Annotated in this window: 23 protein-coding genes; 12 read left to right on the top strand and 11 right to left on the bottom strand. The window is 68.6% G+C overall.

Going from position 1 to position 21477, the window contains the following annotated elements; genetic code table 11:
• Positions 1-139: 139 nt before the first annotated feature.
• From ACZ7L5_RS00235 to miaA, 4 genes are all read right to left on the bottom strand, one after another.
• Positions 140-2323, bottom strand: a complete 2184-nt coding sequence (locus ACZ7L5_RS00235; RefSeq protein ID WP_471513078.1) for a RelA/SpoT family protein — start codon at positions 2321-2323, stop codon at positions 140-142.
• Positions 2324-2622: 299 nt separating this feature from the next.
• Positions 2623-3492 carry a diaminopimelate epimerase gene (gene dapF / locus ACZ7L5_RS00230; protein WP_471513076.1) on the bottom strand — a complete coding sequence of 290 codons (870 nt, stop codon included), beginning with the start codon at positions 3490-3492 and terminating at the stop codon, positions 2623-2625.
• Positions 3493-3552: 60 nt separating this feature from the next.
• Complete coding sequence (locus ACZ7L5_RS00225; RefSeq protein WP_328884299.1) at positions 3553-4056, bottom strand: hypothetical protein; 504 nt, start codon at positions 4054-4056, stop codon at positions 3553-3555.
• Positions 4057-4164: 108 nt separating this feature from the next.
• A complete protein-coding gene (gene miaA, locus ACZ7L5_RS00220) occupies positions 4165-5103 on the bottom strand; it encodes a tRNA (adenosine(37)-N6)-dimethylallyltransferase MiaA (RefSeq protein ID WP_471513074.1) in 939 nt (312 codons plus the stop codon).
• Between the two features lie 182 nt (positions 5104-5285).
• Between miaA and ACZ7L5_RS00215 the strand changes: the two genes are divergently transcribed.
• Together ACZ7L5_RS00215 and ACZ7L5_RS00210 are read left to right on the top strand one after the other, a co-directional pair.
• Positions 5286-5561 (top strand): hypothetical protein, encoded by a 276-nt coding sequence (locus tag ACZ7L5_RS00215; protein ID WP_471513072.1) that lies wholly within the window; start codon positions 5286-5288, stop codon positions 5559-5561.
• Positions 5562-5585: 24 nt separating this feature from the next.
• Positions 5586-5849, top strand: coding sequence for an antitoxin (locus ACZ7L5_RS00210; RefSeq protein WP_471513071.1), 264 nt, complete (start codon positions 5586-5588; stop codon positions 5847-5849).
• Positions 5850-5969: 120 nt separating this feature from the next.
• On the opposite strand, the gene ACZ7L5_RS00205 is transcribed toward ACZ7L5_RS00210, so the two are convergent.
• From ACZ7L5_RS00205 to ACZ7L5_RS00195, 3 genes are all read right to left on the bottom strand, one after another.
• A complete protein-coding gene (locus tag ACZ7L5_RS00205) occupies positions 5970-6683 on the bottom strand; it encodes a class III extradiol dioxygenase subunit B-like domain-containing protein (RefSeq protein ID WP_471513069.1) in 714 nt (237 codons plus the stop codon).
• Positions 6684-6788: 105 nt separating this feature from the next.
• Positions 6789-8306: a tRNA (N6-isopentenyl adenosine(37)-C2)-methylthiotransferase MiaB gene (gene miaB / locus ACZ7L5_RS00200; RefSeq protein WP_471513067.1), complete on the bottom strand. Its 1518-nt coding sequence runs from the start codon at positions 8304-8306 to the stop codon at positions 6789-6791.
• A gap of 86 nt (positions 8307-8392) precedes the next feature.
• Complete coding sequence (locus ACZ7L5_RS00195) at positions 8393-8797, bottom strand: pyrophosphohydrolase domain-containing protein (protein WP_471513065.1); 405 nt, start codon at positions 8795-8797, stop codon at positions 8393-8395.
• A gap of 299 nt (positions 8798-9096) precedes the next feature.
• On the opposite strand from ACZ7L5_RS00195, the gene ACZ7L5_RS00190 reads away from it, so the two are divergent.
• Positions 9097-10092: a TAXI family TRAP transporter solute-binding subunit gene (locus tag ACZ7L5_RS00190; RefSeq protein WP_363042100.1), complete on the top strand. Its 996-nt coding sequence runs from the start codon at positions 9097-9099 to the stop codon at positions 10090-10092.
• A gap of 161 nt (positions 10093-10253) precedes the next feature.
• Here the strand turns inward: ACZ7L5_RS00190 and ACZ7L5_RS00185 are convergent, their stop codons facing one another.
• The gene (locus ACZ7L5_RS00185; RefSeq protein WP_363042098.1) at positions 10254-11648 is read right to left on the bottom strand and encodes a sensor histidine kinase; all 1395 of its coding nucleotides are present in this window, start codon (positions 11646-11648) and stop codon (positions 10254-10256) included.
• A gap of 9 nt (positions 11649-11657) precedes the next feature.
• Positions 11658-12344 (bottom strand): response regulator transcription factor, encoded by a 687-nt coding sequence (locus tag ACZ7L5_RS00180; RefSeq protein WP_471513062.1) that lies wholly within the window; start codon positions 12342-12344, stop codon positions 11658-11660.
• A 288-nt stretch (positions 12345-12632) separates the two neighbouring features.
• Between ACZ7L5_RS00180 and ACZ7L5_RS00175 the strand changes: the two genes are divergently transcribed.
• The 4 genes from ACZ7L5_RS00175 to ACZ7L5_RS00160 all read left to right on the top strand — a co-directional run bounded on the left by ACZ7L5_RS00175 (position 12633) and on the right by ACZ7L5_RS00160 (position 16000).
• Positions 12633-13409 (top strand): amino acid ABC transporter ATP-binding protein, encoded by a 777-nt coding sequence (locus tag ACZ7L5_RS00175; RefSeq protein ID WP_328422621.1) that lies wholly within the window; start codon positions 12633-12635, stop codon positions 13407-13409.
• Between the two features lie 102 nt (positions 13410-13511).
• The gene (locus ACZ7L5_RS00170; RefSeq protein WP_471513060.1) at positions 13512-14354 is read left to right on the top strand and encodes a glutamate ABC transporter substrate-binding protein; all 843 of its coding nucleotides are present in this window, start codon (positions 13512-13514) and stop codon (positions 14352-14354) included.
• Between the two features lie 75 nt (positions 14355-14429).
• The gene (locus ACZ7L5_RS00165) at positions 14430-15095 is read left to right on the top strand and encodes an amino acid ABC transporter permease (RefSeq protein ID WP_471514455.1); all 666 of its coding nucleotides are present in this window, start codon (positions 14430-14432) and stop codon (positions 15093-15095) included.
• A complete protein-coding gene (locus tag ACZ7L5_RS00160; protein ID WP_471513059.1) occupies positions 15092-16000 on the top strand; it encodes an amino acid ABC transporter permease in 909 nt (302 codons plus the stop codon). Before ACZ7L5_RS00165 ends, ACZ7L5_RS00160 begins: the two co-directional genes overlap by 4 nt.
• An 84-nt stretch (positions 16001-16084) precedes the next feature.
• Here the strand turns inward: ACZ7L5_RS00160 and ACZ7L5_RS00155 are convergent, their stop codons facing one another.
• Together ACZ7L5_RS00155 and ACZ7L5_RS00150 are read right to left on the bottom strand one after the other, a co-directional pair.
• The gene (locus ACZ7L5_RS00155; RefSeq protein WP_471513058.1) at positions 16085-16462 is read right to left on the bottom strand and encodes a hypothetical protein; all 378 of its coding nucleotides are present in this window, start codon (positions 16460-16462) and stop codon (positions 16085-16087) included.
• Positions 16463-16587: 125 nt separating this feature from the next.
• A complete protein-coding gene (locus ACZ7L5_RS00150) occupies positions 16588-16932 on the bottom strand; it encodes a hypothetical protein (RefSeq protein WP_471513056.1) in 345 nt (114 codons plus the stop codon).
• Positions 16933-17415: 483 nt separating this feature from the next.
• Here ACZ7L5_RS00150 and ACZ7L5_RS00145 point away from each other — a divergent pair, with 483 nt between their 5' ends.
• The 5 genes from ACZ7L5_RS00145 (at position 17416) to ACZ7L5_RS00125 (ending at position 21462) form a co-directional block, all read left to right on the top strand.
• Positions 17416-18045, top strand: a complete 630-nt coding sequence (locus ACZ7L5_RS00145) for a response regulator transcription factor (protein WP_471513055.1) — start codon at positions 17416-17418, stop codon at positions 18043-18045.
• A 256-nt stretch (positions 18046-18301) separates the two neighbouring features.
• Positions 18302-19969: an FAD-dependent monooxygenase gene (locus ACZ7L5_RS00140; RefSeq protein WP_471513054.1), complete on the top strand. Its 1668-nt coding sequence runs from the start codon at positions 18302-18304 to the stop codon at positions 19967-19969.
• Positions 19970-20101: 132 nt separating this feature from the next.
• The gene (locus ACZ7L5_RS00135) at positions 20102-20188 is read left to right on the top strand and encodes a putative leader peptide (protein ID WP_313960178.1); all 87 of its coding nucleotides are present in this window, start codon (positions 20102-20104) and stop codon (positions 20186-20188) included.
• A 90-nt stretch (positions 20189-20278) separates the two neighbouring features.
• Positions 20279-20875, top strand: coding sequence for a cupin domain-containing protein (locus tag ACZ7L5_RS00130; RefSeq protein ID WP_471513052.1), 597 nt, complete (start codon positions 20279-20281; stop codon positions 20873-20875).
• Between the two features lie 152 nt (positions 20876-21027).
• Positions 21028-21462, top strand: coding sequence for a rhodanese-like domain-containing protein (locus ACZ7L5_RS00125; protein WP_471513050.1), 435 nt, complete (start codon positions 21028-21030; stop codon positions 21460-21462).
• Positions 21463-21477: the final 15 nt, after the last annotated feature.

Here is a 21477-nt window from a genome sequence, read left to right as displayed (position 1 = left end):
TCAAGTGGGTGCAAGGCTCTGGGGAATTGCAAGCCTTTGGGGAATCACCAAGCGAACGGCCGGTGTGCGGCTGCCCGAGGGACGACCTGGCGTGAAAGGCGACGTCGCCCGACCCACCCTGCGCCCCTGGCGCGCCCCCTCACGCCCCCTGCGTCTGCGGCTGCGCCCTCGTCACGTCGTACACCCCCGCCACATTCCGCATCGCCCGCATGAGCCCCGGCAGCAGCGCCGCGTCGGGCAGTTGGACCGTGTACGTGTGGCGTACGCGCTGCTGGGTCGGGGGCTCGACCGTCGCCGAGACGATCTCCGCGCCTTCCAGGGCCATGGCTTCGGTGAGGTCCGCCAGGAGGTGAGGGCGAACGAACGATTCGGCGACCAGGGTGACCCGGCACTCGGTGGTGTCACCCCAGCGCACGTCGACCTCCGCGCGCCCGGCGCTCTTCATACGCGCCACCGCGGGGCACTCGACGCGATGAACCGTCACCACTCCTCCGCGCACGGAGAACCCGGCGACCTCGTCGGGCGGTACGGGCGTGCAGCAACCGGCGAGGCGTACGGTCGCACCGGGGCGGTCGACGAGGACGCTGGCTGCGGGCCGCCCGAGTGGCCCTTCGGCGGCCAGGCGTACGGCCGGACCGTCCGCGTCGGCCGACGGGCTCGCCGCTTCCTCCGCCGAGGGCCGGAACTGCGTCACGGGCTCCTCGGCGGCGTCGCCCTGCGGTGGATGCGTGGCCAGCCACCGCTGGATGGCGATCCGCGCGGCGGGCGTGTGGGCGTGCTCCAGCCACTCCCTGGAGGGCTCCGAGGCCGGATCCTGGCCCATGAGGAGCTGGACGGTGTCGCCGTCCCGCAGCACCGTGCTGAGCGTCGCCAGGCGGCCGTTGACGCGGGCGCCGATGCACGCGTGCGCGTCCTCGCCGTACTGGGCGTAGGCGGCGTCCACACAGGTCGCGCCGTCGGGCAGGCCGAGGGTGCCGCCGTCGGGCCGGAAGACGGTGATCTCGCGGTCCTGGGCGAGGTCCTCACGCAGCGTGGACCAGAAGGTGTCCGGGTCGGGAGCGGCCTCCTGCCAGTCGAGGAGACGGGACAGCCAGCCGGGGCGCGTGGGGTCGGCGCGCTCGCCGTCGCTCGACGTTGCCTGCTCCTCCGCGGGGGTCGCGTAGGGATTGCCGAGCGCCACGACGCCGGCCTCGGCGACCTTGTGCATCTGGTGGGTCCGGATGAGGACTTCGGCGACCTGGCCGTCCGCGCGGGCGACTGCCGTGTGCAGCGACTGGTACAGGTTGAACTTGGGGACGGCGATGAAGTCCTTGAACTCCGAGACGACCGGCGTCATACAGGTGTGCAGTTCACCCAGGACGCCGTAACAGTCCGCGTCCTCGTTCACCAGGACCAGCAGCCGCCCGAAGTCGGAGCCGCGCAGCCGGCCGCGCTTGCGGGACACCCGGTGCACGGAGACGAAGTGCCGGGGTCGGATGAGGACTTCGGCCGGGATGTCGGCCTCGCGCAGGACCTTGCGCATCTCGTCGGCCATCTCCGCCAGCGGATCGTCGGCGCGCGCGACGTTGCCGACGATCAACTCCCGTGTGTGCTCGTACTCCTCCGGGTGCAGGATCGCGAAGACCAGGTCCTCAAGTTCCGTCTTGAGCGCCTGGACGCCCAGCCGCTCGGCGAGCGGGATGAGGACGTCGCGGGTCACCTTGGCGATGCGGGCCTGTTTTTCGGGGCGCATCACACCGAGGGTGCGCATGTTGTGCAGCCGGTCGGCGAGTTTGATCGACATCACGCGGACGTCGTTGCCGGTCGCGACGAGCATCTTGCGGAAGGTCTCGGGTTCGGCGGCGGCGCCGTAGTCGACCTTCTCCAGCTTGGTCACGCCGTCGACGAGGAAGCGGACCTCCGCGCCGAACTGCTCACCGACCTGATCCAGCGTCACGTCGGTGTCCTCGACCGTGTCGTGGAGCAGAGACGCCGTCAAGGTCGTGGTCTCGGCACCGAGTTCGGCGAGAATCAGGGTCACCGCGAGCGGGTGCGTGATGTACGGCTCCCCGCTCTTGCGCATCTGGCCGCGGTGCGAGGACTCGGCCAGCACATAGGCGCGGCGCAGGGGTTCGAGGGCGGCGTCGGGGTGGTGGGCCCGGTGGGCCTCGACGACATGGCCGATCGCGTCGGGCAGTCGGCCGCGCGAGGCGGGGCCGAGCAGCGCAGCCCGGCCGAGGCGGCGCAGGTCGATGCGTGCGCGGGCCTTCCTGCGAGGCACGGCAGGCGTCACAGGGCCTGCTACCGGGCCTGGCGTCGCGGGATTCGTGGCCTCCGCACTCATGGGCACCTCCGGCTGCGTGGACCGGCGAACGGGGTGCCCCATGGCGGACACGGCTCAGGGGACGACGACATCTCCCCCGTCCGGGCCGGTGCTTGATGCTACCGAGCCCATCACGTGCGACTGACCGCCTCTCGCCGAGCGTGAAACGGATCACCCATTCGAGCGAGGGTTGCTGGGTTTACGTTTTTGCGCCATACGGCCAGCCGCCGTTCGCGATCTCGAACGCACCCAGCATCCCCGCGCCCGTGTTCCCGGGCCACGGCCCGACTGGGCCGCTCTGATGCCGAGTCGAGAACCGCTCAACGAGCGACGGTTTCCAGCCACTCCGCGTCGATCTCACCTTCGGCAACGATCACCGCGGGGCCGGTCATCTCGATCTCACCATCGGGCCGTTCGGTGATCACCAGGGTGCCGCCGGGCACATCGACGGTGTACGTCACGGCGGCGCCGGTGACCACCGGGTCGGCCCCGTCCCGCCGCGCGGCGGCCACGGCGACGGCGCACGCGCCCGTGCCGCACGACCGGGTCTCGCCGGCACCGCGCTCGTGCACGCGCAGCGCGACGTGCCGGGGCGCCCGGTCGACGACGAACTCGACGTTGACACCGTCCGGGTAGGCCGAGGCCGGGCTGAACGGCGGCGGCGAGAACAGGTCGCCGGCGTGCGCGAGGTCGTCCACGAAGGCGACCGCGTGCGGGTTGCCCATGTTCACGTTCCGCGCGGGCCAGCTGCGCTCACCGACGCTGACCGTGACGTCACCTTCGGGGAGCAGCGCCTTGCCCATGCCGACCGTCACGTCACCGTCCTTGGCGATGTGCACGGACTTCACGCCCCCGCGCGTGGCGACCGCGAGGTCCCCCTCGGTGACGTGTCCGGCGTGCTGGAGGTAGCGCGCGAAGACGCGCACGCCGTTGCCGCACATCTCCGCGATCGAGCCGTCGCCGTTGCGGTAGTCCATGAACCACTCGGCCTCGGCCGCCATGTCCTTGGCCTCGGGGTGTGCCGCGGACCGCACGATGTGCAGCAGGCCGTCACCACCGATGCCCGCGCGGCGGTCGCACAGGGCGGCGACGGCGGTCGGGGGCAGGTCGACGGCGTTCTCGGGGTCCGGGACGATCACGAAGTCGTTCTCGGTGCCGTGCCCCTTGAGGAAGGCGATCCGCGTGCTCATTCCTCGATCGTACGGTGCCGCTATGACAGAGCCGAAAAGGGAGCCCGTCCGGCGACCGGGTCAGCGCAGGCGAGCCACGCGCCACACGGCCAGAACGACGATCGCGGCGACGACCAGGGCGTAGGCGATCACGACCCGCCAGTCCGGTCTGCGCCCGGAGCCCCGCTGCGGCAGCCCGGGCCAGGTGTAGCCGACCCGCCGCGCGGCCATCATGCCCCAGCCGGCCGCGCAGGAGCAGATCAGCAGCCCCAGCATGGCGATCACGGCCCCGCTGTCGCCGAAGTCGAAGGCCAGCGGGAACGCGAACATCAGGGAGCCGACCGCGGCCAGCGACACGATGGGCGCGAGCTGCCAGATACGCAGTCGTCGCTGCGGGCGCAGCTCGACCTCGACCTCCGGGCCGCCGGCGTACATCTCCTCGGGCTCGGGGCCGTCGTCGGTGACGCCGCCCTCGGTCTCGTCGGCCAGGTCCGGGCTCAGACGGTCGCCGTCCCGCTCCGGTTCGTCCCGGGCGGCGGTGCCGTTCTCGGTGCCTTGTGCGGTGTCGCGAGGGCTGGCCTCCATCGCCACGCGCCCTCCCAACTCGGACTCCACTTGGTCGATCGAAGCTCGATGATGGCACGGCGCCGGAGGCCGGGATGACGGCCGGAGCGTCCCGATGCCATCACGTGATCAGGCTGTAACCGGTCGTTCGACCAACGCCAGTGCGAGATGCGGAAGTTCTGTGAGATCTGCCGCAGCCCCACTGAGCCAGTGCACCCGCGGGTCGCGCCTGAACCATGAATCCTGGCGGCGCGCGAAGCGCTTGGTGGCACGTACGGTCTCGTTCCGTGCCTCTTCCAGCGTGCACTCCCCTGCGAGCGCCGCGAGGACCTGCTGGTACCCGAGCGCGCGCGAGGCCGTACGCCCCTCGCGCAACCCCTGCGCCTCCAGCTCGCGGACCTCGTCCACGAGCCCGGCGTCCCACATCCGGTCGACCCGGCGCGCGATGCGCTCGTCCAGCTCGGGCCGGGCCACGTCGACGCCGACCTGGACCGTGTCGTAGATCGAGTCATGGCCGGGAAGGTTGGCCGTGAACGGCTGGCCGGTGATCTCGATCACCTCAAGAGCACGGACGATGCGGCGGCCGTTGCTGGGCAGGATCGCCTGCCCGGCGTCGGGGTCGGCGGCGGCGAGGCGGGCGTGCAGCGCGCCGGATCCGCGCAGCGCGAGCTCCTCCTCCAGCCGGGCCCTGACCGCGGGGTCGGTGCCGGGGAACTCCAGATTGTCGACGGCGCCACGGACGTACAGCCCCGAGCCGCCGACCAGGATCGGCCAGCGCCCCTCGGCGAGCAGCGCGTCGATCCGCTCCCGCGCGAGCCGCTGGTACTCGGCGACGGACGCCGTGACGGTGATGTCCCAGATGTCCAGGAGGTGGTGCGGCACGCCCGCGCGCTCCTCGGGCGTCAGCTTGGCGGTGCCGATGTCCATCCCTCGGTAGAGCTGCATGGAGTCGGCGTTGACGACCTCACCCCCGAGCTGCTGGGCGAGAAAGACGCCCAGATCGGACTTTCCGGCCGCGGTTGGTCCGACTACGGCGATGACACGGGGGGCGAGGGGTGCACTGCTCACCGCCCCAGTCTCGCAAACCTCACGGGGTGGCCTCGAACGAGTTACGTGACGGCACACGCGCGGGGTCGTTGCCTGTTGCGAGGTTCTCGCCGCCGGTTTCGCGGAGGCGGCGGCCCGGGGGCGCAAACGGACGCACCGGACGACGCGGGATTTCGACCGCACGAGTAACGTATGGAGTGGATATGGGCGTTTTCGCACGACTTTTCCGGAGGTCGAAGGCTACGGACGAGGCGTCAACCGCCGAGGCCCAGGCCGACACACCAACGGCCGAGGCGGCGGCGGAAGAGGCGGCGGAGGCGAAGGGGTCAGCCGAGACCAAGGTTGAGAACGCGGCTGAGTCGACGGCGGCGGAGGCCGTCGAGGCCGATGCCGATTCCGACGACGGCGTCGAAATCCCGAAGCAGCAGTCCGCCGACGAGGCGGCCGACAGTGAGGCCGGCGAGGGCGCCCGCACGTAACTGCCCCGCGCGGGAAGGTGAAGCATGGGTCTGATGCACAATTTGAAAGCCAAACTCGCCCCGGCCACGGACAAGGTCTCCGACTTCGCGCAGCGGCACGAGGAGCAGGTCCATCACGGCCTCGACAAGGCCGCCAGGGCCGTCGACCAGCGGACCAAGGGCAAGTACAGCGGCAAGATCCACACGGGCACGGGCAAGGCCAAGGGTGCCATGGGCCGACTCGCGCACAGGGACACGGCGACCGGCAGCAGCACACCGCCGCCGGACGCACCCCCGCCGACCACCTGAACGGCACATCGCCGGACGGCCGCGGAGCTTGACCGCTCCCGGCCGTCCGCCGTTTCCGGACAGCGTCGGCATGCGGAATGCCGGCGGCGTCGATGGGCGCCACGACCCGGCAGATGGGGGCTACGACCAGGTCGCGACCAAGTACCCCACGCCGTAAGGCGCGTCCTCGTACAGCAAGGCGCCCGCTAGGCCCGCCTCCTCGGCAGCGCCCGCAAGGACTTGCCAGGGGGCTCGGCCGGAGGCCTTCAGCTCGCGTGCGAGCTCGCTGTCCAGCTCCTTGAGGGCGGCCACGTCCGCCTTGCCCAGGGCACGCGCGACGGACGCGTCGAAAGGTGCCGCCCGCTCGTCGAGGTAACCGGGAGCCTTGAGCGTGCGGCAGGCGCTGGCGTCGCCCATCACCAGCAGCGCCACCCGGTCGGCCTGGGCGGCGATGTCCCTTCCGATATCAATACACCGCTCGGCCTCGAGAGGTTCCCCCACACCGAGGCCCTCGATCGGGGCGTCCGACCACGCGGTTCGCTCCAGCAGCCACGCCGCGACGGCGAGCGAGGTCGGCAGCGAGCGCTGAGGCTCCTCAGCCGACTCCGCCCCGAGACGTACGTCGGCGTCCACGCCGAACCCCCGGAACGAGCCCGGCGTACCTTCCTCGTACGTCCCGTGCCCGCCCTCCTCGGCGGGGCCGACCACCACGAGAAGGTCGGGCCGGGCGGCTGCGAGGACGCCGAGCGCGTCCGTGCACGCCGCCCGCGCGGCGTCCAGCTCGGGCGCGCCGCCCTCGGCGACCTGCGGGACGAGGAGAGGCGGGCAGGGGCAGACTGCGGCAGCGACAAGCATGATGGGCAGGGTAACCCTGCGGGTCGGCAGGGTGTCACTCCTCGATCAGCACTCGGGTCAGTCGAGGACTGCGCGGCACTCGGTCAGTCGAGGAGCGCGCGCACCTCAGTCGCAGCCGCAGCCGCTCCCCGCCGCCACCGGCAGCGGAGCCGGGACGCCGATCTTCGGGAGGCCGAGCATCACGCCCGCCGACTGGGCGGCCTCGGCGGCGTTGCGCTTCTCCCACGCGTCACCCGCGCGCGTGCGGCGCACGTCCAGGACGGGCCCCTCGGCGAGGAGGTGGTGCGGGGCGGCGTACGTGATCTCGACGGTGACCACGTCGCCGGGGCGGACCTCCTGCTCCGGCTTGGTGAAGTGGACCAGGCGGTTGTCGGGGGCGCGCCCGGACAGGCGGTGGGTGGCGCCGTCCTTGCGGCCCTCGCCCTCGGCGACCATCAGCTCGAACGTCCGGCCGACCTGCTTCTTGTTCTCGTCCCAGGAGATCTCCTCCTGGAGGGCCACGAGACGCTCGTAGCGCGCCTGGACGACCTTCTTGGGGATCTGGTTCTCCATGGTGGCCGCGGGGGTGCCGGGGCGTTTGGAGTACTGGAAGGTGAACGCCTGCGCGAAGCGGGCCTCGCGGACCACGTGCAGCGTCTGCTCGAAGTCCTCCTCGGTCTCGCCGGGGAAGCCCACGATGATGTCGGTTGTGATCGCGGCGTGCGGGATGGCGGCGCGGACCTTCTCGATGATCCCCAGGTAGCGCTCCTGACGGTAGGAGCGGCGCATCGCCTTCAGGACCGTGTCCGAGCCGGACTGGAGCGGCATGTGCAGCTGCGGCATCGCGTTCGGCGTCTCGGCCATGGCGGCGATGACGTCGTCCGTGAAGTCGCGCGGGTGCGGGGACGTGAAGCGGACGCGCTCCAGGCCGTCGATGGTCCCGCAGGCCCGCAGCAGCTTGCTGAACGCCTCGCGGTCGCCGATGTCGGAGCCGTAGGCGTTGACGTTCTGGCCGAGCAGCGTGATCTCGCTGACGCCCTCGGCGACCAGTGCCTCGACCTCGGCGAGGATGTCGCCGGGCCGACGGTCCTTCTCCTTGCCGCGCAGGGCCGGGACGATGCAGAAGGTGCAGGTGTTGTTGCAGCCGACGGAGATCGACACCCAGGCCGCGTAGGCGCTCTCGCGCCGGGTCGGCAGCGTCGACGGGAACGCCTCCAGCGACTCGGCGATCTCGACCTGCGCCTCCTCCTGCACGCGCGCGCGTTCCAGCAGGACGGGCAGCTTGCCGATGTTGTGCGTGCCGAAGACGACGTCCACCCAGGGCGCCCGCTTCACGATGGTGTCGCGGTCCTTCTGCGCCAGGCAGCCGCCGACCGCGATCTGCATGCCGGGCCGCTTGGTCTTCATCGGCGCGAGATGGCCGAGGTTGCCGTACAGCTTGTTGTCGGCGTTCTCGCGGACCGCGCAGGTGTTGAAGACGACGACGTCCGCGTCCCCGTCCGAGCCCTCGGGAGCGCGTACGTAACCGGCGTCTTCGAGCAGCCCGGACAATCGCTCGGAATCGTGGACGTTCATCTGGCACCCGTAGGTGCGCACCTCGTATGTCTTCACGCCCACTGCCTGGCTCCGGTCACTGCTGCTCATGGGACAAGGGTATGCGGTCGTGAAGGCCCGTTGCCCCGGCCCGAGACGGTCACGCCGTCAGCGCCCGACCGTCCGTCGCCGCGCGGTCAGGCCCCGTCGACGCCCCATCCCTGGCGGCGCAGCACGCTCGACACGTCCGGCACCTCGTAGTGCTCACCCTTGAGGACCTTGCCGTCGGCCCGGCGGGCGACCCGGCCGTCGGGGCCCAGCTTGGTCATGTTGGAGCGGTGGATCTCGGCCAGGACGGCGTCGAGGTCGATGCCGTGGACCAGGGCCGTGCCGTACGCGACGTAGACCACGTCGGCCAGCTCGTGCGCGAGCTTGTCGAGCGGGCCGGTGACGGAGACCTCGGCGACCTCGGCGGCCTCCTCGGCGAGCAGTTCCCCACGGTGGGCGGCGAGTTCCGCGGGGACCTCGGTCGGTGTACTGCGGGCATCGAGACCGAAGGCGAGGTGGAATTCACGGACCAGGTCGGCGGGAGAGGAACTCATGCGGCGACTTTATCGGCCGGGTCTGACAGTCCGGTCCGACAGTGGGGTCGGACAGTCCGGTCCGACAGTGGGGTCGGACAGTGGAGTCCGACGGTCGGGTCCCGACGACCCTCGCGGCGGATGGGACAACCAGGTCCGACCGTCGTGACCGCGGATGCGGCCGCCGTCCAAGGTGCTGCCGCGGGCCGCCCGCGGAGCCCGATCGCTGCCGGTCGCCGGCCCTCCCCGCCCCGTCCGCACCGCCCGCCTGTGACCTCTGCCCTGGTCAGCACCGCGTTCCGGCTGGCAGGATCGCAGGCATGTCCAAGGCACTCACCCGCATCAGCAGGCGCCGGGCCCTGCAGGGCGCGGCCGCCGGGTTCGTGACCCTCGGGTTGCTGCTGTGGTGGCTGCTGCCCCTCGGTGAGGAGACGCCGAGCGGGACGATCACGTTCAGCACGGGCACGCGCGCGGGGGTCTACCAGGAGTACGGCGAGCTGCTGCGCGAGGAGCTCGCCAAGGACATGCCACAGCTGAAGGTGCGACTGCTGACCAGTGCCGGGTCGCAGGAGAACGTCGAGCGTGTGGCGACCGGCAAGGCCGACTTCACGATCGCCGCCGCCGACGCGGTGGACACGTACCGGATCGACGGCAAGCCCGTCATGGACCGGCTGCGCGGCGTCGCCCGCCTGTACGACGACTACGTGCAGCTCGTCGTCCCGCCGGACTCGGACATCCGCTCCGTCGCGGACCTCAAGGGCAAGCGGGTGGCCATAGGGCTGCCCAACTCCGGCGTGCGGCTGATCGCCACGCGCGTGCTGGAGGCCGCCGGCATCGACCCGGAGAAGGACATCACGCCCAGGTCGGACGGTATCGACACCGGGCCCAAGCGGCTGGGGCACGAGCTCGACGCGTTCTTCTGGTCGGGCGGGGTGCCCACGGGCGGGCTGGAGCAGATCGCCGAGACCTCCGCGTTCCGGTTCGTGCCGATCGACGCCGGCCTCGTCGCCAAGGTGCACGCCCAGGGCGACGCGGCCCACTTCTACCGCGCGACCAACATGCCGGAGTCGGCCTATCCGACCATCCAGAACGGCGACACGGTGCCCACGATCGCCGTCTCCAACCTGCTGATCACCCGCAAGGACATGGATCCCCGGCTCACCGAATGGCTGACCCGGACGGTGATCAAGAGTCGCGACGGCATCGGCGCCCACGTCCACTCCGCCCAACTCGTCGACCTGCGCACGGCGATCTACACCAACCCCCTGACCCTGCACACCGGGGCCCGGAACTACTACCGCTCGGTGAAGCCGTAGAGCTCTGCGGAACCGCAGAAACGGGTCCACGGAAGCCGTCCAACAGCCGGACTGGCCCATGTCAGCCCCCAGGGCGCGCCAAGGCTGTCAGCCGACCAGCGCACGCTAAGGCTTTCAACCCCGCCAGGGCGCGCTAAGGCTTTCAACCCCGCCAGGGCGCGCTAAGGCGTCGGCCCCGACCTGGGCACCGCCACCGTCACCCGCAGTCCGTGCGGCTCATGACGGCCGTACGAGATCGAGCCGCCGCCCGCAGCGAGCAGCGCCCGCGAGATCGACAGGCCCAGGCCCGAGCCCTTGATGTTCTGGTGCCGTCCACTGCGCCAGAAGCGGTCGCCGACGCGAGCGAGTTCCTCGTCGGTGAGGCCGGGGCCGTTGTCGGTCACCTCGATCGTCGACGTGCTGCCGTTGGACGTGACGGTCACCTCGACGCGCTCGTCCTCGGGCGTGAACTTGACCGCGTTGTCGATCACCGCGTCCAGCGCGCTGGACAGTGCCACCGGGTCGGCCCAAGCGGTGGTGGGCGGGCAGGTCCCCACCAGCTGCACGCCCTTGGCCTGGGCAGTCGGCGCCCAGGCCGCGACGCGCTCGGCGGTCAGCGCGCCGACGTCGGTCAGCCGGAGGTCGGCCGCGGTGTGCTCGGCCAGGGCCAGGTCGAGCAGATCGTCCAGGACCTGCGCCAGGCGCTTGCCCTCAGCCTGCACCGAAGCGATCTCCTCGTTGCCCTCCGGTAGCTCGAAAGCGAGTAGTTCGATCCGCAGCAGCAGCGCCGCGAGGGGGTTGCGCAGCTGGTGGGAGGCGTCCGCGACGAAGGCGCGCTGCTGCTCCAGCACGTCCTCGACGTTGTCCGCCATCTCGTTGAACGACCGGGCCAGCCGCCGAAGTTCCGGCGGACCGCTGGCGACCGCGACGCGGGACTTCAGGCGGCCGCTCGCGATCTCGTGCGTGGTCACATCCAGCACACGCACCGGCCTGAGCACCCAGCCGGTCAGCCGGAGGGCGGCCCCGACGGCCACCAGCATCGCGGCCGTCAGGCCCGCGCCGATGATCAGCCAGCCGTGCAGGATCCGCGACCGCATCTGTCCGGTGGGCGAGTCGGTGACCACGACCGCGACGACGTCACCGTCCCGGATGACCGGCGAGGCGATGACGAGCCGGTTGCGCTGCCAGGGCCACACCTGCTTGGGGTCGTGACTGCGCCGGCTCAGCAGCGACTCCTCGAAGGCCTCGCGCTCCTCACCGGTCTCGGGCAGGAACCACGTCGTCGGCCCGTTGGCCAGGGGCGTGTCGTTGGGCAGGAAGACGCCGGCCCGGATGCCGTAGACCTCGTAGTAGCTCTCGAGTTCCCGGCTGAGGATGCGCAGCTCGTCGCGGGACCCGGAGCTGGCGGTGTCGGCGGCGGGCCGTGCGATGGCCGCGAAGTACGCGGTGTCGTCGATACGGTCGACGACCAGCTTCTGCTGCTGGGCCGCAGCCAGGCTGACGGCCAGCGGTACGCCGAGGGCAAGCAGGACGGCCGCCATCAGGATGATGAGCAGCGGGAGAAGACGAGTGCGCACCCTTGCCCGCTACGAGGCCGGGGCGACGAGTCGATAGCCGACGCCGCGTACGGTCTCGATCAGCGCCGGCATGCGCAGCTTGGCGCGCAGGGACGCCACATGCACCTCAAGAGTGCGCCCGGTCCCCTCCCAACTCGTGCGCCACACTTCGCTGATGATCTGCTCCCGACGGAAGACCACACCGGGGCGCTGGGCGAGCAGGGCGAGGAGATCGAACTCCTTGCGGGTCAGTTGGATTACCGAACCGTCGACGCTCACCTGGCGCGTGTTCAGCTCGATGTGCACGGCACCCATGCGCAGCACGCCCTCGCCGCCCGTAACGGTGTCCTCCTGGACGGTGCGCCGGCTGACGGCGTGGATCCGGGCGAGCAGCTCTCCGGTGTCGTACGGCTTCACTACATAGTCGTCGGCACCGAGGTTGAGGCCATGAATACGCGAACGGACGTCCGAGCGTGCGGTGACCATGATCACCGGGGTGCTGGTGCGCTTGCGGATCTTGCCGCAGACCTCGTAACCGTCCTGGTCGGGCAGACCGAGGTCGAGGAGGACGACACCGAAGCCGTTGCCCTCGGGGACGAGCGCCTGGAGGGCCTCCTCGCCGCTACGCGCGTGCGTGACGTCGAAACCGTGACGTGCCAGGACCGCGGACAGCGCGGCGGCGACGTGGTTGTCGTCCTCGACGAGGAGCAGTCTCATCCCGGCCTCCTTCGGTTCATCGGACGTACGATTCGGACAGGTACACAGTGCGTGCACGCGCGCGTGTGCACCAAGGAAGTCACGCTGATGGACGATGACGCCGTCAAGTGGGTTCCGGTTGCTCGCGGCTTCCGTTATCCAGCCGGTACGCGCCCAGGTCGCAAGTGCTACGACACGTGTCCGATTGCTATCGGATCGTGATGCTCAGATTCCCCTCAGAACTAATGACGCAGGTCGGATACGGTTACTACTGTCCTCCGAAACCGAGGAGGACGGAGCCTGAGAGCGATGACCGAAGTATCGGTGGCCAAGGAAGATGCGGCCGCGACCGGCGACCTGGTCGTCCTGAAGAACGTGAACAAGCACTTTGGCGCATTGCACGTGCTCCAGGACATCGACCTGACGATCGCCCGCGGTGAGGTCGTCGTGGTCATCGGACCCTCCGGGTCCGGCAAGTCCACCCTGTGCCGCACCATCAACCGCCTCGAGACGATCGACTCCGGCGCGATCGCCATCGACGGCAAGCCGCTGCCCGCCGAGGGCAAGGCGCTTGCCAAGCTGCGCGCCGACGTCGGAATGGTCTTCCAGTCCTTCAACCTTTTCGCGCACAAGACCGTGCTCGAGAACGTGATGCTGGGACAGATCAAGGTCCGCAAGACCGACAAGAAGGCCGCCGAGGACAAGGCCCGCGCCCTGCTCGACCGGGTGGGCGTGGCCAGCCAGGCGGACAAGTATCCTGCCCAGCTCTCCGGCGGCCAGCAGCAGCGTGTGGCCATCGCCCGAGCGCTGGCCATGGACCCCAAGGTCATGCTCTTCGACGAGCCGACGTCGGCTCTCGACCCGGAGATGATCAACGAGGTCCTGGAGGTCATGCAGCAGCTCGCCCGGGACGGCATGACCATGATCGTCGTCACCCATGAGATGGGCTTCGCCCGTTCGGCCGCCAACCGGGTGGTGTTCATGGCGGACGGCAAGATCGTCGAAGAAGCTGTGCCGGACCAGTTCTTCAGCAACCCGCGCAGCGACCGCGCCAAGGACTTCCTGTCCAAGATCCTGCATCACTGACGGATCCCGCCCCACTGACGGACTGCGTCACGCAGCCGACGACCTGCGTCAACCGCCGCACCTGACGGCACGCATCTCTTCATCACGCAAAGGATGTTCACCATGAAGCTCCGCAAGGCCTCCGCCGCGGCCGCCGCTGCCGTCGTCCTCGCTCTCACCGCCACCGCTTGTGGTGGTGACGGCGACAGCGACAGCGGGTCGGGCTCCGGGGGCGGCGACAAGAAGATCACCGTCGGCATCAAGTTCGACCAGCCGGGCGTCGGGCAGAAGACGCCGCAGGGTTACTCCGGCTTCGACGTCGACGTCGCCACGTACGTCGCCAAGAAGCTCGGCTACACCGAGGACCAGATCGAGTGGAAGGAAGCGAAGAGCGCTGACCGCGAGACCATGCTGCAGCGCGGTGACGTCGACTTCATCGCCGCCTCCTACTCGATCACCCCTGAGCGCCAGGGGAAGGTCGACTTCGCTGGCCCGTACCTGCTGGCCCACCAGGATGTGCTGGTCCGAGCCGACGACAACTCGATCAAGTCGCCGTCCGACCTCAACAACAAGAAGCTGTGCTCGGTGGCAGGCTCGACCTCGGCGCAGAACGTCAAGGACAAGCTGGCACCCGAGGCCGACCTGCAGACGTACCCGACGTACTCGGCCTGCCTGAGTGGCCTGCAGAACAAGGCCATCGACGCGCTGACAACCGACGACTCCATCCTTGCCGGCTACGCCTCCCAGGCGAACTTCAAGGACAAGTTCAAGCTCGGCGGGTTCAAGATGACCAACGAGAACTACGGCATTGGCGTCAAGAAGGGCAGCGACCTCAAGGACAAGATCAACACGGCTCTGGAGGACATGGTCGCCGACAAGTCCTGGGACGCGGCCGTGAAGGCGAACTTCGGTCCCGCGAACTACCAGAACGAGCCCGCGCCGAAGATCGGCGACATCAAGAGCTGAATCAGCGCCTGATGGTTGCGCCGCCCGTTGGGGCGGCGCAACGGGCCCAATCCACACGCGGAAGCGCGGGAGATCGTGTTCGACTTTCTAAAAGGTTATGACCTGCTGGGAGCCTTCTGGGTGACGGTGCAGCTCACCCTGCTCTCCGCCGTTGGCTCCCTGGTATGGGGAACCCTGCTGGCCGCCATGCGCGTCGGCCCAGTGCCTCTGATGCGGGGCTTCGGCACCTCGTACGTCAACGTGGTGCGGAACATCCCGCTGACCGTGATCATCCTGTTCACCTCGTTGGGCCTCAACCAGACCCTCGGTATCAGCCTGGGTGCGGACAGGTTCGAGTCCATCAACTTCCGGCTTGCGGTACTCGGTCTGATCGCCTACACCTCGGCGTTCGTCTGCGAGGCGATCCGCTCCGGCATCAACACCGTTCCGGTCGGCCAGGCGGAGGCAGCCCGCGCAATCGGACTGAGCTTCACCCAGGTCCTGACGCTGATCGTGCTGCCGCAGGCGTTCCGTTCGGTCGTCGGTCCGCTCACCAACGTACTGATCGCACTCACCAAGAACACCACGGTCGCTGCCGCAATCGGCGTGGCCGAAGCTGCCTTCTTGATGAAGGACATGATCGAGAACGAGGCGCAACTCCTGCTGATCTCCGCGATCTTCGCGTTCGGCTTCGTGTGCCTGACGCTGCCGACCGGCTTGATCCTGGGCTGGGTGGGCAAGAAGGTGGCGGTGAAGCGATGACCTCAGTCCTGTACGACGCCCAGGGCCCGCGGGCCAAGAGGCGCAACGTACTCTTCACGGGTCTGTTCCTAGTCGCGCTGGCCGCGCTCATGTGGTGGGTGTACATGAGCCTCGACGACAAGGGCCAGTTGGACTGGGAGAAGTGGAAACCCTTCTTCTCCGGCAGCGAGGCATGGACGACGTACCTCCTGCCCGGCCTGAAAAACACCGTGATCGCGGCGGCTCTCGCGATGGTCATCGCGCTACCGCTCGGCGCCGTTCTCGGCATTGCACGCCTCTCGGACCATGCCTGGATCCGGGTGCCGGTCGGCATGATCGTGGAATTCTTCCGTGCCATCCCGGTGCTGATCCTGATGATCTTCGGCGTGGCCCTGTACTCCGAGTACACGAACGTCAGCTCCGACGACCGCCCCCTGTACGCGGTCGTCACAGGCCTGGTGCTCTACAACGCAGCGGTGCTCGCGGAGATCGTCCGTGCCGGCATCCTCGCTCTTCCCAAGGGCCAGACGGAGGCCGCGCATGCGGTCGGTCTGCGCAAGACCCAGACCATGACGTCGATCCTGCTCCCTCAGGCAGTCACCGCTATGCTGCCGGCGATTGTTAGCCAACTGGTCGTGATCGTGAAGGACACCGCCCTCGGCGGCGCGGTCCTCACGTTCCCCGACCTGATCGCCGCCGTGAGCCCGATGAGTTCGTACTACGGCGCAAACACCATCGCCAGCTTCACCGTCGTGGCCGTGATCTTCATTGTGATCAACTTCGCCTTGACGAGCTTCGCGAGCTGGCTGGAACGCAGGCTGCGGCGCAGTAAGAAGAGCACGGGTGCGGTACTCAGTGCCGAAGACATGGAGGAACTCAACCCCGCGGCAGTCGGCGGCTCCTTCGGGACCGGTGCCGAGAAATAGCCAGCCGGCAGGAGACAGACCGGGGGGCAGTGGCACGTTCGCCACTGCCCCCCGAACCTGCCACCAGGGTTCCGCCCCAATAGGTCAGTTGATGGGCTTGACCGAGACGCTATGAGTGTCTCCGCTCACGGTAAGGGTGATACCGAGGGTGACGTTGGCATTCATCTTGCCGATAGTGCTGACCACAGCGGTCTTGTTGCACCCCGCCACTGTGGTCTCATCTTCGGTATATCCACCGCGGGGATGAGCCACGGAAATACGGACCCGCCATTCCTGGCAACCTTTGTAGGTCACGCGAAAGTAGTGGTTACGCGTGTTGCTCATCATCAGGCTGCGGTACTGCTTGTCGGAGTATTCCCACTTCGTGGGGAGACCGAGACTGACCTTGCCCTTGCGCGTGCCGAGGTAGATGGCATCGACATCGTCGGCCGCTGCGGGTGCGATGGCGAAAGCGCTGGTCATTACCGCAAGGGAAGTCGCAAGCACCGCGAGTCTCGTACGCAGCCTACTGCGAGAATGGGACATCTGAGGTTCCTTGGTCACGGCTGGGACTGCGCCACCCGAATCAGCGATTGCACGGCGTCTGGTCATGCCGGGTAGTCACCCCACTTCCACGTCCACATGTCATCGAAGTCCTCACCGACGTAATAATTGATAACGGCCTTGGCGACGAACTTCTGGCACTTGTTCTTGGGCGGCAGAGTCTTCGTTTCCGTTTCCAGTGGCGCCCTCCCCTTGGTGTTCTTGTCGTAGACCTTCTTGACGGGGTCCCCGCAATAGATTTCCCCCCGCAATTTCAGCACTCTCGACGTGCAGCCGGGGTTTGTCTTGAACCAGGCTTTCAGGTACGTCCCAAACTGATCCGAGTCATACCAAACTTTCAGTTTGGGTGCGGTGCAGCCTGCGGCCGCAGCTGGGGTCGCCGTCACCATCGTTGCCGAAGAGGCAAGGAGGGCACCCGCAAGTACGAGCGAACTGCGCCGAGCCAAGATACGGAGCGGTCGGCTTCGTGAGACTGACAATGGCATCCTTCATCCCCTCTCAGGGACTATTTCCATTTCAAACAACTCCGGTTCGCCAAACTGGCGAGCCGCGCACCTATTACACAGCGGCGGACCACCCGTCCGATATCCCCTTTTCGGGGGGGGGAAGCCGCACCCCGGCAACAGGATGACCCAATCGGGCATCAGCGACAAATGTGCGACACTACCTAGACATGCCATTCGAGGCAAAGGTTCATTTGTTGATGATAATTAGCAAAGTTGACTGCAAGTGAATAAATCATGCCGACACGCCTCTCGATATACCCTTGACGTTGAGTCAATCGAGCGAAAAAATAGCCTAAACAGGTCGCCCTGACCAGGTGGCCAGCAATATCCAGGTTCCGCAAATCACCAAGCCATCGGGGGCGCGGAATGCGAATCAAAGTAATCAATGACGGGAATTCATTCCGTGAAAATCTCCATGCAATTTTGGAATCGCAGCCATCGCTGAGGGTTGGCGTCGAAGGTAAGGGAGAGCCTGACGTCGTCATCAGCAGTCATCTTTGGATGCAGAACTCCATTGACGCCCTGAAGCACACCAGACAGGGGCATCCTGGAATTCCGCTTCTCGTCGTTGTCGACCAGCTTCCAGAGAATGATATTCGGCGCATCCTGGCAGTAGGGGCGGCTGGGATCCTTCTCCAGGAAACTGTCACAAAACACATATCCTGGGCCCTCCCAGCGATCCTGAACGGGTTAATTATAATTCCGAGCGAAATATCGGAGCCGGTGATCCGCTGCCTCACCCCAGAATCCAGGACATCTCAAGAGCAGTCTGCTCTAGAACTGGTCCACCGATTGAGCCAAAGAGAGCGAGAAGTTTTGGAGCTTATCGGTCGTGGATTGTCAAACCGTCAGATCGCGGGACACCTGATCATCAGTCCCGAGACAGTGAAGGACCACGTCCGAGCAATTCGCACGAAGTTGGACGTCGCCAGTCGTGTCCACGTCGCCCACGTCGCCTGGCTGGCGCGGGACATCCAGACGCGAGATGCAGCCTAGGGCCTACTTCCTATTTCGTCCGCTCCCGTGTCCCGCCGTGGGCACACACCTCCACAGGTAGTGTCATTGGAGCGCTCGTCACCGGTCCCTGACGGGCTGAGTGCCGAATGGCCGAGGGCGTGATCGCCACTGCCCTCCCTCACTTGACGCAAGCACCGGCAATGGGTTGCATACGTTCTGTGATCGTGCACCCTGCTCCAACTTTCTGTTCACTTGCGTCCCTCGGGACACCGCTGCGGGCAGGGGGCGCCGCGCCGTGGACCCGGTGATCATCGTCGGAGCGGGGCCCGTGGGGCTCACGCTCGCCCTGGCGCTGGCCCGTCAGGAAGTGCCGTCCGTCGTACTCGACGAGGGGCCCGGCAAGGACGAACCCCGCCTCGCGCGCTCAGTCGTCCTGCGCGAGGACACCACCGCCCTCATGGAGCGCCTGACGGGCGTGCCCATCGCCGAGGCCGGCGCCCGCTGGGCCGGATGGCGGGCGATGCGGCGCAAGCAGGTGATGCGCGAGGTCACGTTCGACGACGCGGCGAACGAGCCCGAGGGCGTCACGAACCCCGCCCCCTTGCACATCGCCCAGCACGTGCTGACCGGCGCCCTGCGCTCGGCCCTCGAAGGCGAACCGCTCGTCAGGATCGCCGTGGACAGCCGCCTGGACGCCGTCGAGCAGGAGCCGTCGGGCGTCACCGCCCACACGCGCGGCCCCAAGGGAACTTGGTGGCGGGGCAGTTACCTGGTGGGCTGCGACGGCCCGCGCTCGACCGTGCGCAAACTCCAGGACATCCGCTTTCCCGGCCGTACGGCCGTGGAGCGACACGCCGTGGCTGCGCTGCGTGCGGAACTTCCGTGGGACGGTCAGGCGTTGCTTCATCGGATGCCGCCGTGGCGGATGTCCGGACCTTCGGCTGGGGAGGTCACCGGACGCCCGCTCCCGGACGGGGTGTGGCGCCTGGACTGGCTGCTGCCGCCGGGCAAGGACCTGGTCACGCCGGAGCTGGTGGTGGCTCGCATCCGGGAGACGCTCGCCGGCTGGACCGGCGGGCCGACACCGCCGTACGAGCTCCTCGACACCGGAGTTCACACGGTCCACCACCGGCTGGCCCGCCGCTGGCGCGTGGGGCGCGTCTTTATCGCCGGGGACGCGGCACACTGCCTCGGCACGCTCGGCACCCACGGTCTCGACGAGGGGCTGCGGGACGCCGACAACCTCGCCTGGAAGCTGGCACCGGCCTGGCACCACGGGCCGCACGAGGCACTGCTCGACAGCTACCAGGCGGAGCGGCGCGCCGTCGTCGCCACCCGACTGCGTGCCGCGGACCAGGCGCTGCCGCTGCTGCGTGGCGGCGGTGGGCTGCGTGCCTACGTCCCCGGCTCGGCCCGGGGTCATGACACGCTGCTGATGGACGGCCACCTGGGGCACGGCGCGATCGGTGCGCTGGGGACGTACGCCGGGTCGCCGCTCGCGCCCGGGCCCCTGGAGGGCGAGGTCCCGGTGGACACGCCGCGCGGTGCACCGGTCGTGGACGTGCGGGTCACTGCGGAGGACGGTTCCTTCGTACAACTGCGCGACCGGCTCGGGCGCGGCGCGCTGCTGGTCCTGCTGATCGCGCCGGGCACTGGCGTCTGGGAGCGCAAGCACTGGGCGACCGCCGGGATCATGCCTCGGCTGGCGGCCGCGGTGACGGCACTGCCGTACCGAGCCGAGTTGCTGGTCGCGGAGGCCTATCCGGGGGCGGCCGCGCATTCGGTCCTGCTGGTGCGGCCCGACGGTCATCTGGTGACGGCATTGAGCGGGGTGCGGCCGACCGATCTGTACGCGGCGGCCGAGGCAGCGCTGGGCGGACCGGTCAAGGCACCGGCCGGCGCGGCGGAGGCGGAAGCCGGGACCGCGGCGGCGGAGGCCGGGGCTACGGCCGGCTCGCGCTGACGTCGAAGAGAACTCGCGCTGACCCGGCCGTATAAGCCCGACCTCACCGGATGGCAGCACTCACTGTCACGGTGCGGTCCGCATAGTGACAGTGAGTTGACCGGTCCGCACCGGCGTGGTGTACTCCGGATCGTGACCGACACCTGTGTGCGCCTGTGGCGGAGGGTCCATATGGACCTCGTCCGCTATGCGGGCTGCGTGTGTCGCCCGTCCTGCTGAACTCGCATCCCCTTTCCCGCGCGCACCACTGCTGACTCTGCCGCATGTGCTGTCGCGCGCTCTTCGCGAACTCTCTTCAGGACGGTGCCCGTGTCCGTACCCTCTGCCGCCTCCCCCACCGCCGTCGCCGCGTCCGAGCCCGGCGCCAAGCCAAACTCCGCGCCGGCTCCTGCGCGGGTTTCCGCGCCGGGCTCCGCGCCGACCCAGGCGGACCTGCTCGACTTCGTACGGCGCACGGCGGCCGACACCGAGTTGGTCACCTCGCTCCCGCTCGACCCCGAGGGCCGTACCTGGGTACGGCTCGAGGGTCCCGGCGGCAGCGAGGCCTGGTTGATCGGCTGGCCCCCCGGAACGGGCACCGGCTGGCACGACCACGCCGACTCGGCCGGGGCCTTCGTGACGGCGGCCGGTGAGCTCAAGGAGCACTCACTCGCCGTCCGGCTGCCCGCCGACGGCTGGAAGACACTGGAACTGACGGATGACGTCGACCGGGAACGGCGGCTGCCCGCCGGAAAGGGCCGCTCCTTCGGCCACCACCATGTGCACGAGGTGCTCAACGAGTCCCCCGACCGGCATGCGATCTCGGTTCACGCCTACTACCCACCCCTGCCGCAGATCCGCCGTTTCAGCCGCAGCGGGCCGATCCTGCGCCTTGAGCAGGTGGAACGTCCGGAGGACTGGCAGTGAGCGGGCTGGCCGGAAGCGAACCTGTGGTGCGAGGTCCGAGCGAATGGCAGGTTGGCAGCGGTGAGTTGAAGGCAAGTGCCGCGGTCGGTGTGAGCGAGTTGCCGGGCGGGGTAGGCGAGTCGCCGGTCGGTGGGGGCGAGTGGGAGACAGGCGTGAGTGACGTGGTTGGACGCGGCGTGGACGAACGGCCCATCGGCATCGACGAATTGCTGGAGCGGGTGCGCGCGGTCTACGAGCGGATCGAGCCTCGGGAGGCGTACGAGGCCACTCAGGGCGGCGAGGCGCTGCTGGTCGACATCCGGTACGCGGCCCTGCGGGAGCGGGACGGTCTGATCCCCGGCGCCCTGGTCGTCGAGCGCAACGAACTGGAGTGGCGGCTCGACCCGCAGGGCAGCCACCGCGCCCCCGAGGCCACCGGCCACGACCTGCGGGTCGTGGTGATCTGCAACGAGGGCTACGCGTCCAGTCTGGCGGCCGAGTCGCTACGGCGACTGGGGCTGAACCGGGCCACCGACCTGGTCGGCGGGTTCCAGGCGTGGCGGGCGGCTGGGCTTCCGGTGACCTCGGGGCCAGGGGCGGACGTCTAGGTCGGTGATCCCGGC

This window comes from Streptomyces sp. NPDC107528, from assembly GCF_055639295.1.
The sequence above is the reverse complement of the archived record's forward strand: the minus strand, read 5'-3'. Positions and strand labels throughout refer to the sequence as shown.

Excerpts from the sequence above, each read along its gene's own strand:
- ACZ7L5_RS00235 (WP_471513078.1), bottom strand. The coding sequence starts at position 2,323 with ATGAGTGCGGAGGCCACGAATCCCGCGACGCCAGGCCCGGTAGCAGGC.
- dapF (WP_471513076.1), bottom strand. The coding sequence starts at position 3,492 with ATGAGCACGCGGATCGCCTTCCTCAAGGGGCACGGCACCGAGAACGAC.
- ACZ7L5_RS00225 (WP_328884299.1), bottom strand. The coding sequence starts at position 4,056 with ATGGAGGCCAGCCCTCGCGACACCGCACAAGGCACCGAGAACGGCACC.
- ACZ7L5_RS00215 (WP_471513072.1), top strand. The coding sequence starts at position 5,286 with ATGGGCGTTTTCGCACGACTTTTCCGGAGGTCGAAGGCTACGGACGAG.
- ACZ7L5_RS00210 (WP_471513071.1), top strand. The coding sequence starts at position 5,586 with ATGGGTCTGATGCACAATTTGAAAGCCAAACTCGCCCCGGCCACGGAC.
- ACZ7L5_RS00205 (WP_471513069.1), bottom strand. The coding sequence starts at position 6,683 with ATGCTTGTCGCTGCCGCAGTCTGCCCCTGCCCGCCTCTCCTCGTCCCG.
- miaB (WP_471513067.1), bottom strand. The coding sequence starts at position 8,306 with ATGAGCAGCAGTGACCGGAGCCAGGCAGTGGGCGTGAAGACATACGAG.
- ACZ7L5_RS00195 (WP_471513065.1), bottom strand. The coding sequence starts at position 8,797 with ATGAGTTCCTCTCCCGCCGACCTGGTCCGTGAATTCCACCTCGCCTTC.
- ACZ7L5_RS00190 (WP_363042100.1), top strand. The coding sequence starts at position 9,097 with ATGTCCAAGGCACTCACCCGCATCAGCAGGCGCCGGGCCCTGCAGGGC.
- ACZ7L5_RS00180 (WP_471513062.1), bottom strand. The coding sequence starts at position 12,344 with ATGAGACTGCTCCTCGTCGAGGACGACAACCACGTCGCCGCCGCGCTG.
- ACZ7L5_RS00175 (WP_328422621.1), top strand. The coding sequence starts at position 12,633 with ATGACCGAAGTATCGGTGGCCAAGGAAGATGCGGCCGCGACCGGCGAC.
- ACZ7L5_RS00170 (WP_471513060.1), top strand. The coding sequence starts at position 13,512 with ATGAAGCTCCGCAAGGCCTCCGCCGCGGCCGCCGCTGCCGTCGTCCTC.
- ACZ7L5_RS00160 (WP_471513059.1), top strand. The coding sequence starts at position 15,092 with ATGACCTCAGTCCTGTACGACGCCCAGGGCCCGCGGGCCAAGAGGCGC.
- ACZ7L5_RS00155 (WP_471513058.1), bottom strand. The coding sequence starts at position 16,462 with ATGACCAGCGCTTTCGCCATCGCACCCGCAGCGGCCGACGATGTCGAT.
- ACZ7L5_RS00150 (WP_471513056.1), bottom strand. The coding sequence starts at position 16,932 with ATGGTGACGGCGACCCCAGCTGCGGCCGCAGGCTGCACCGCACCCAAA.
- ACZ7L5_RS00145 (WP_471513055.1), top strand. The coding sequence starts at position 17,416 with ATGCGAATCAAAGTAATCAATGACGGGAATTCATTCCGTGAAAATCTC.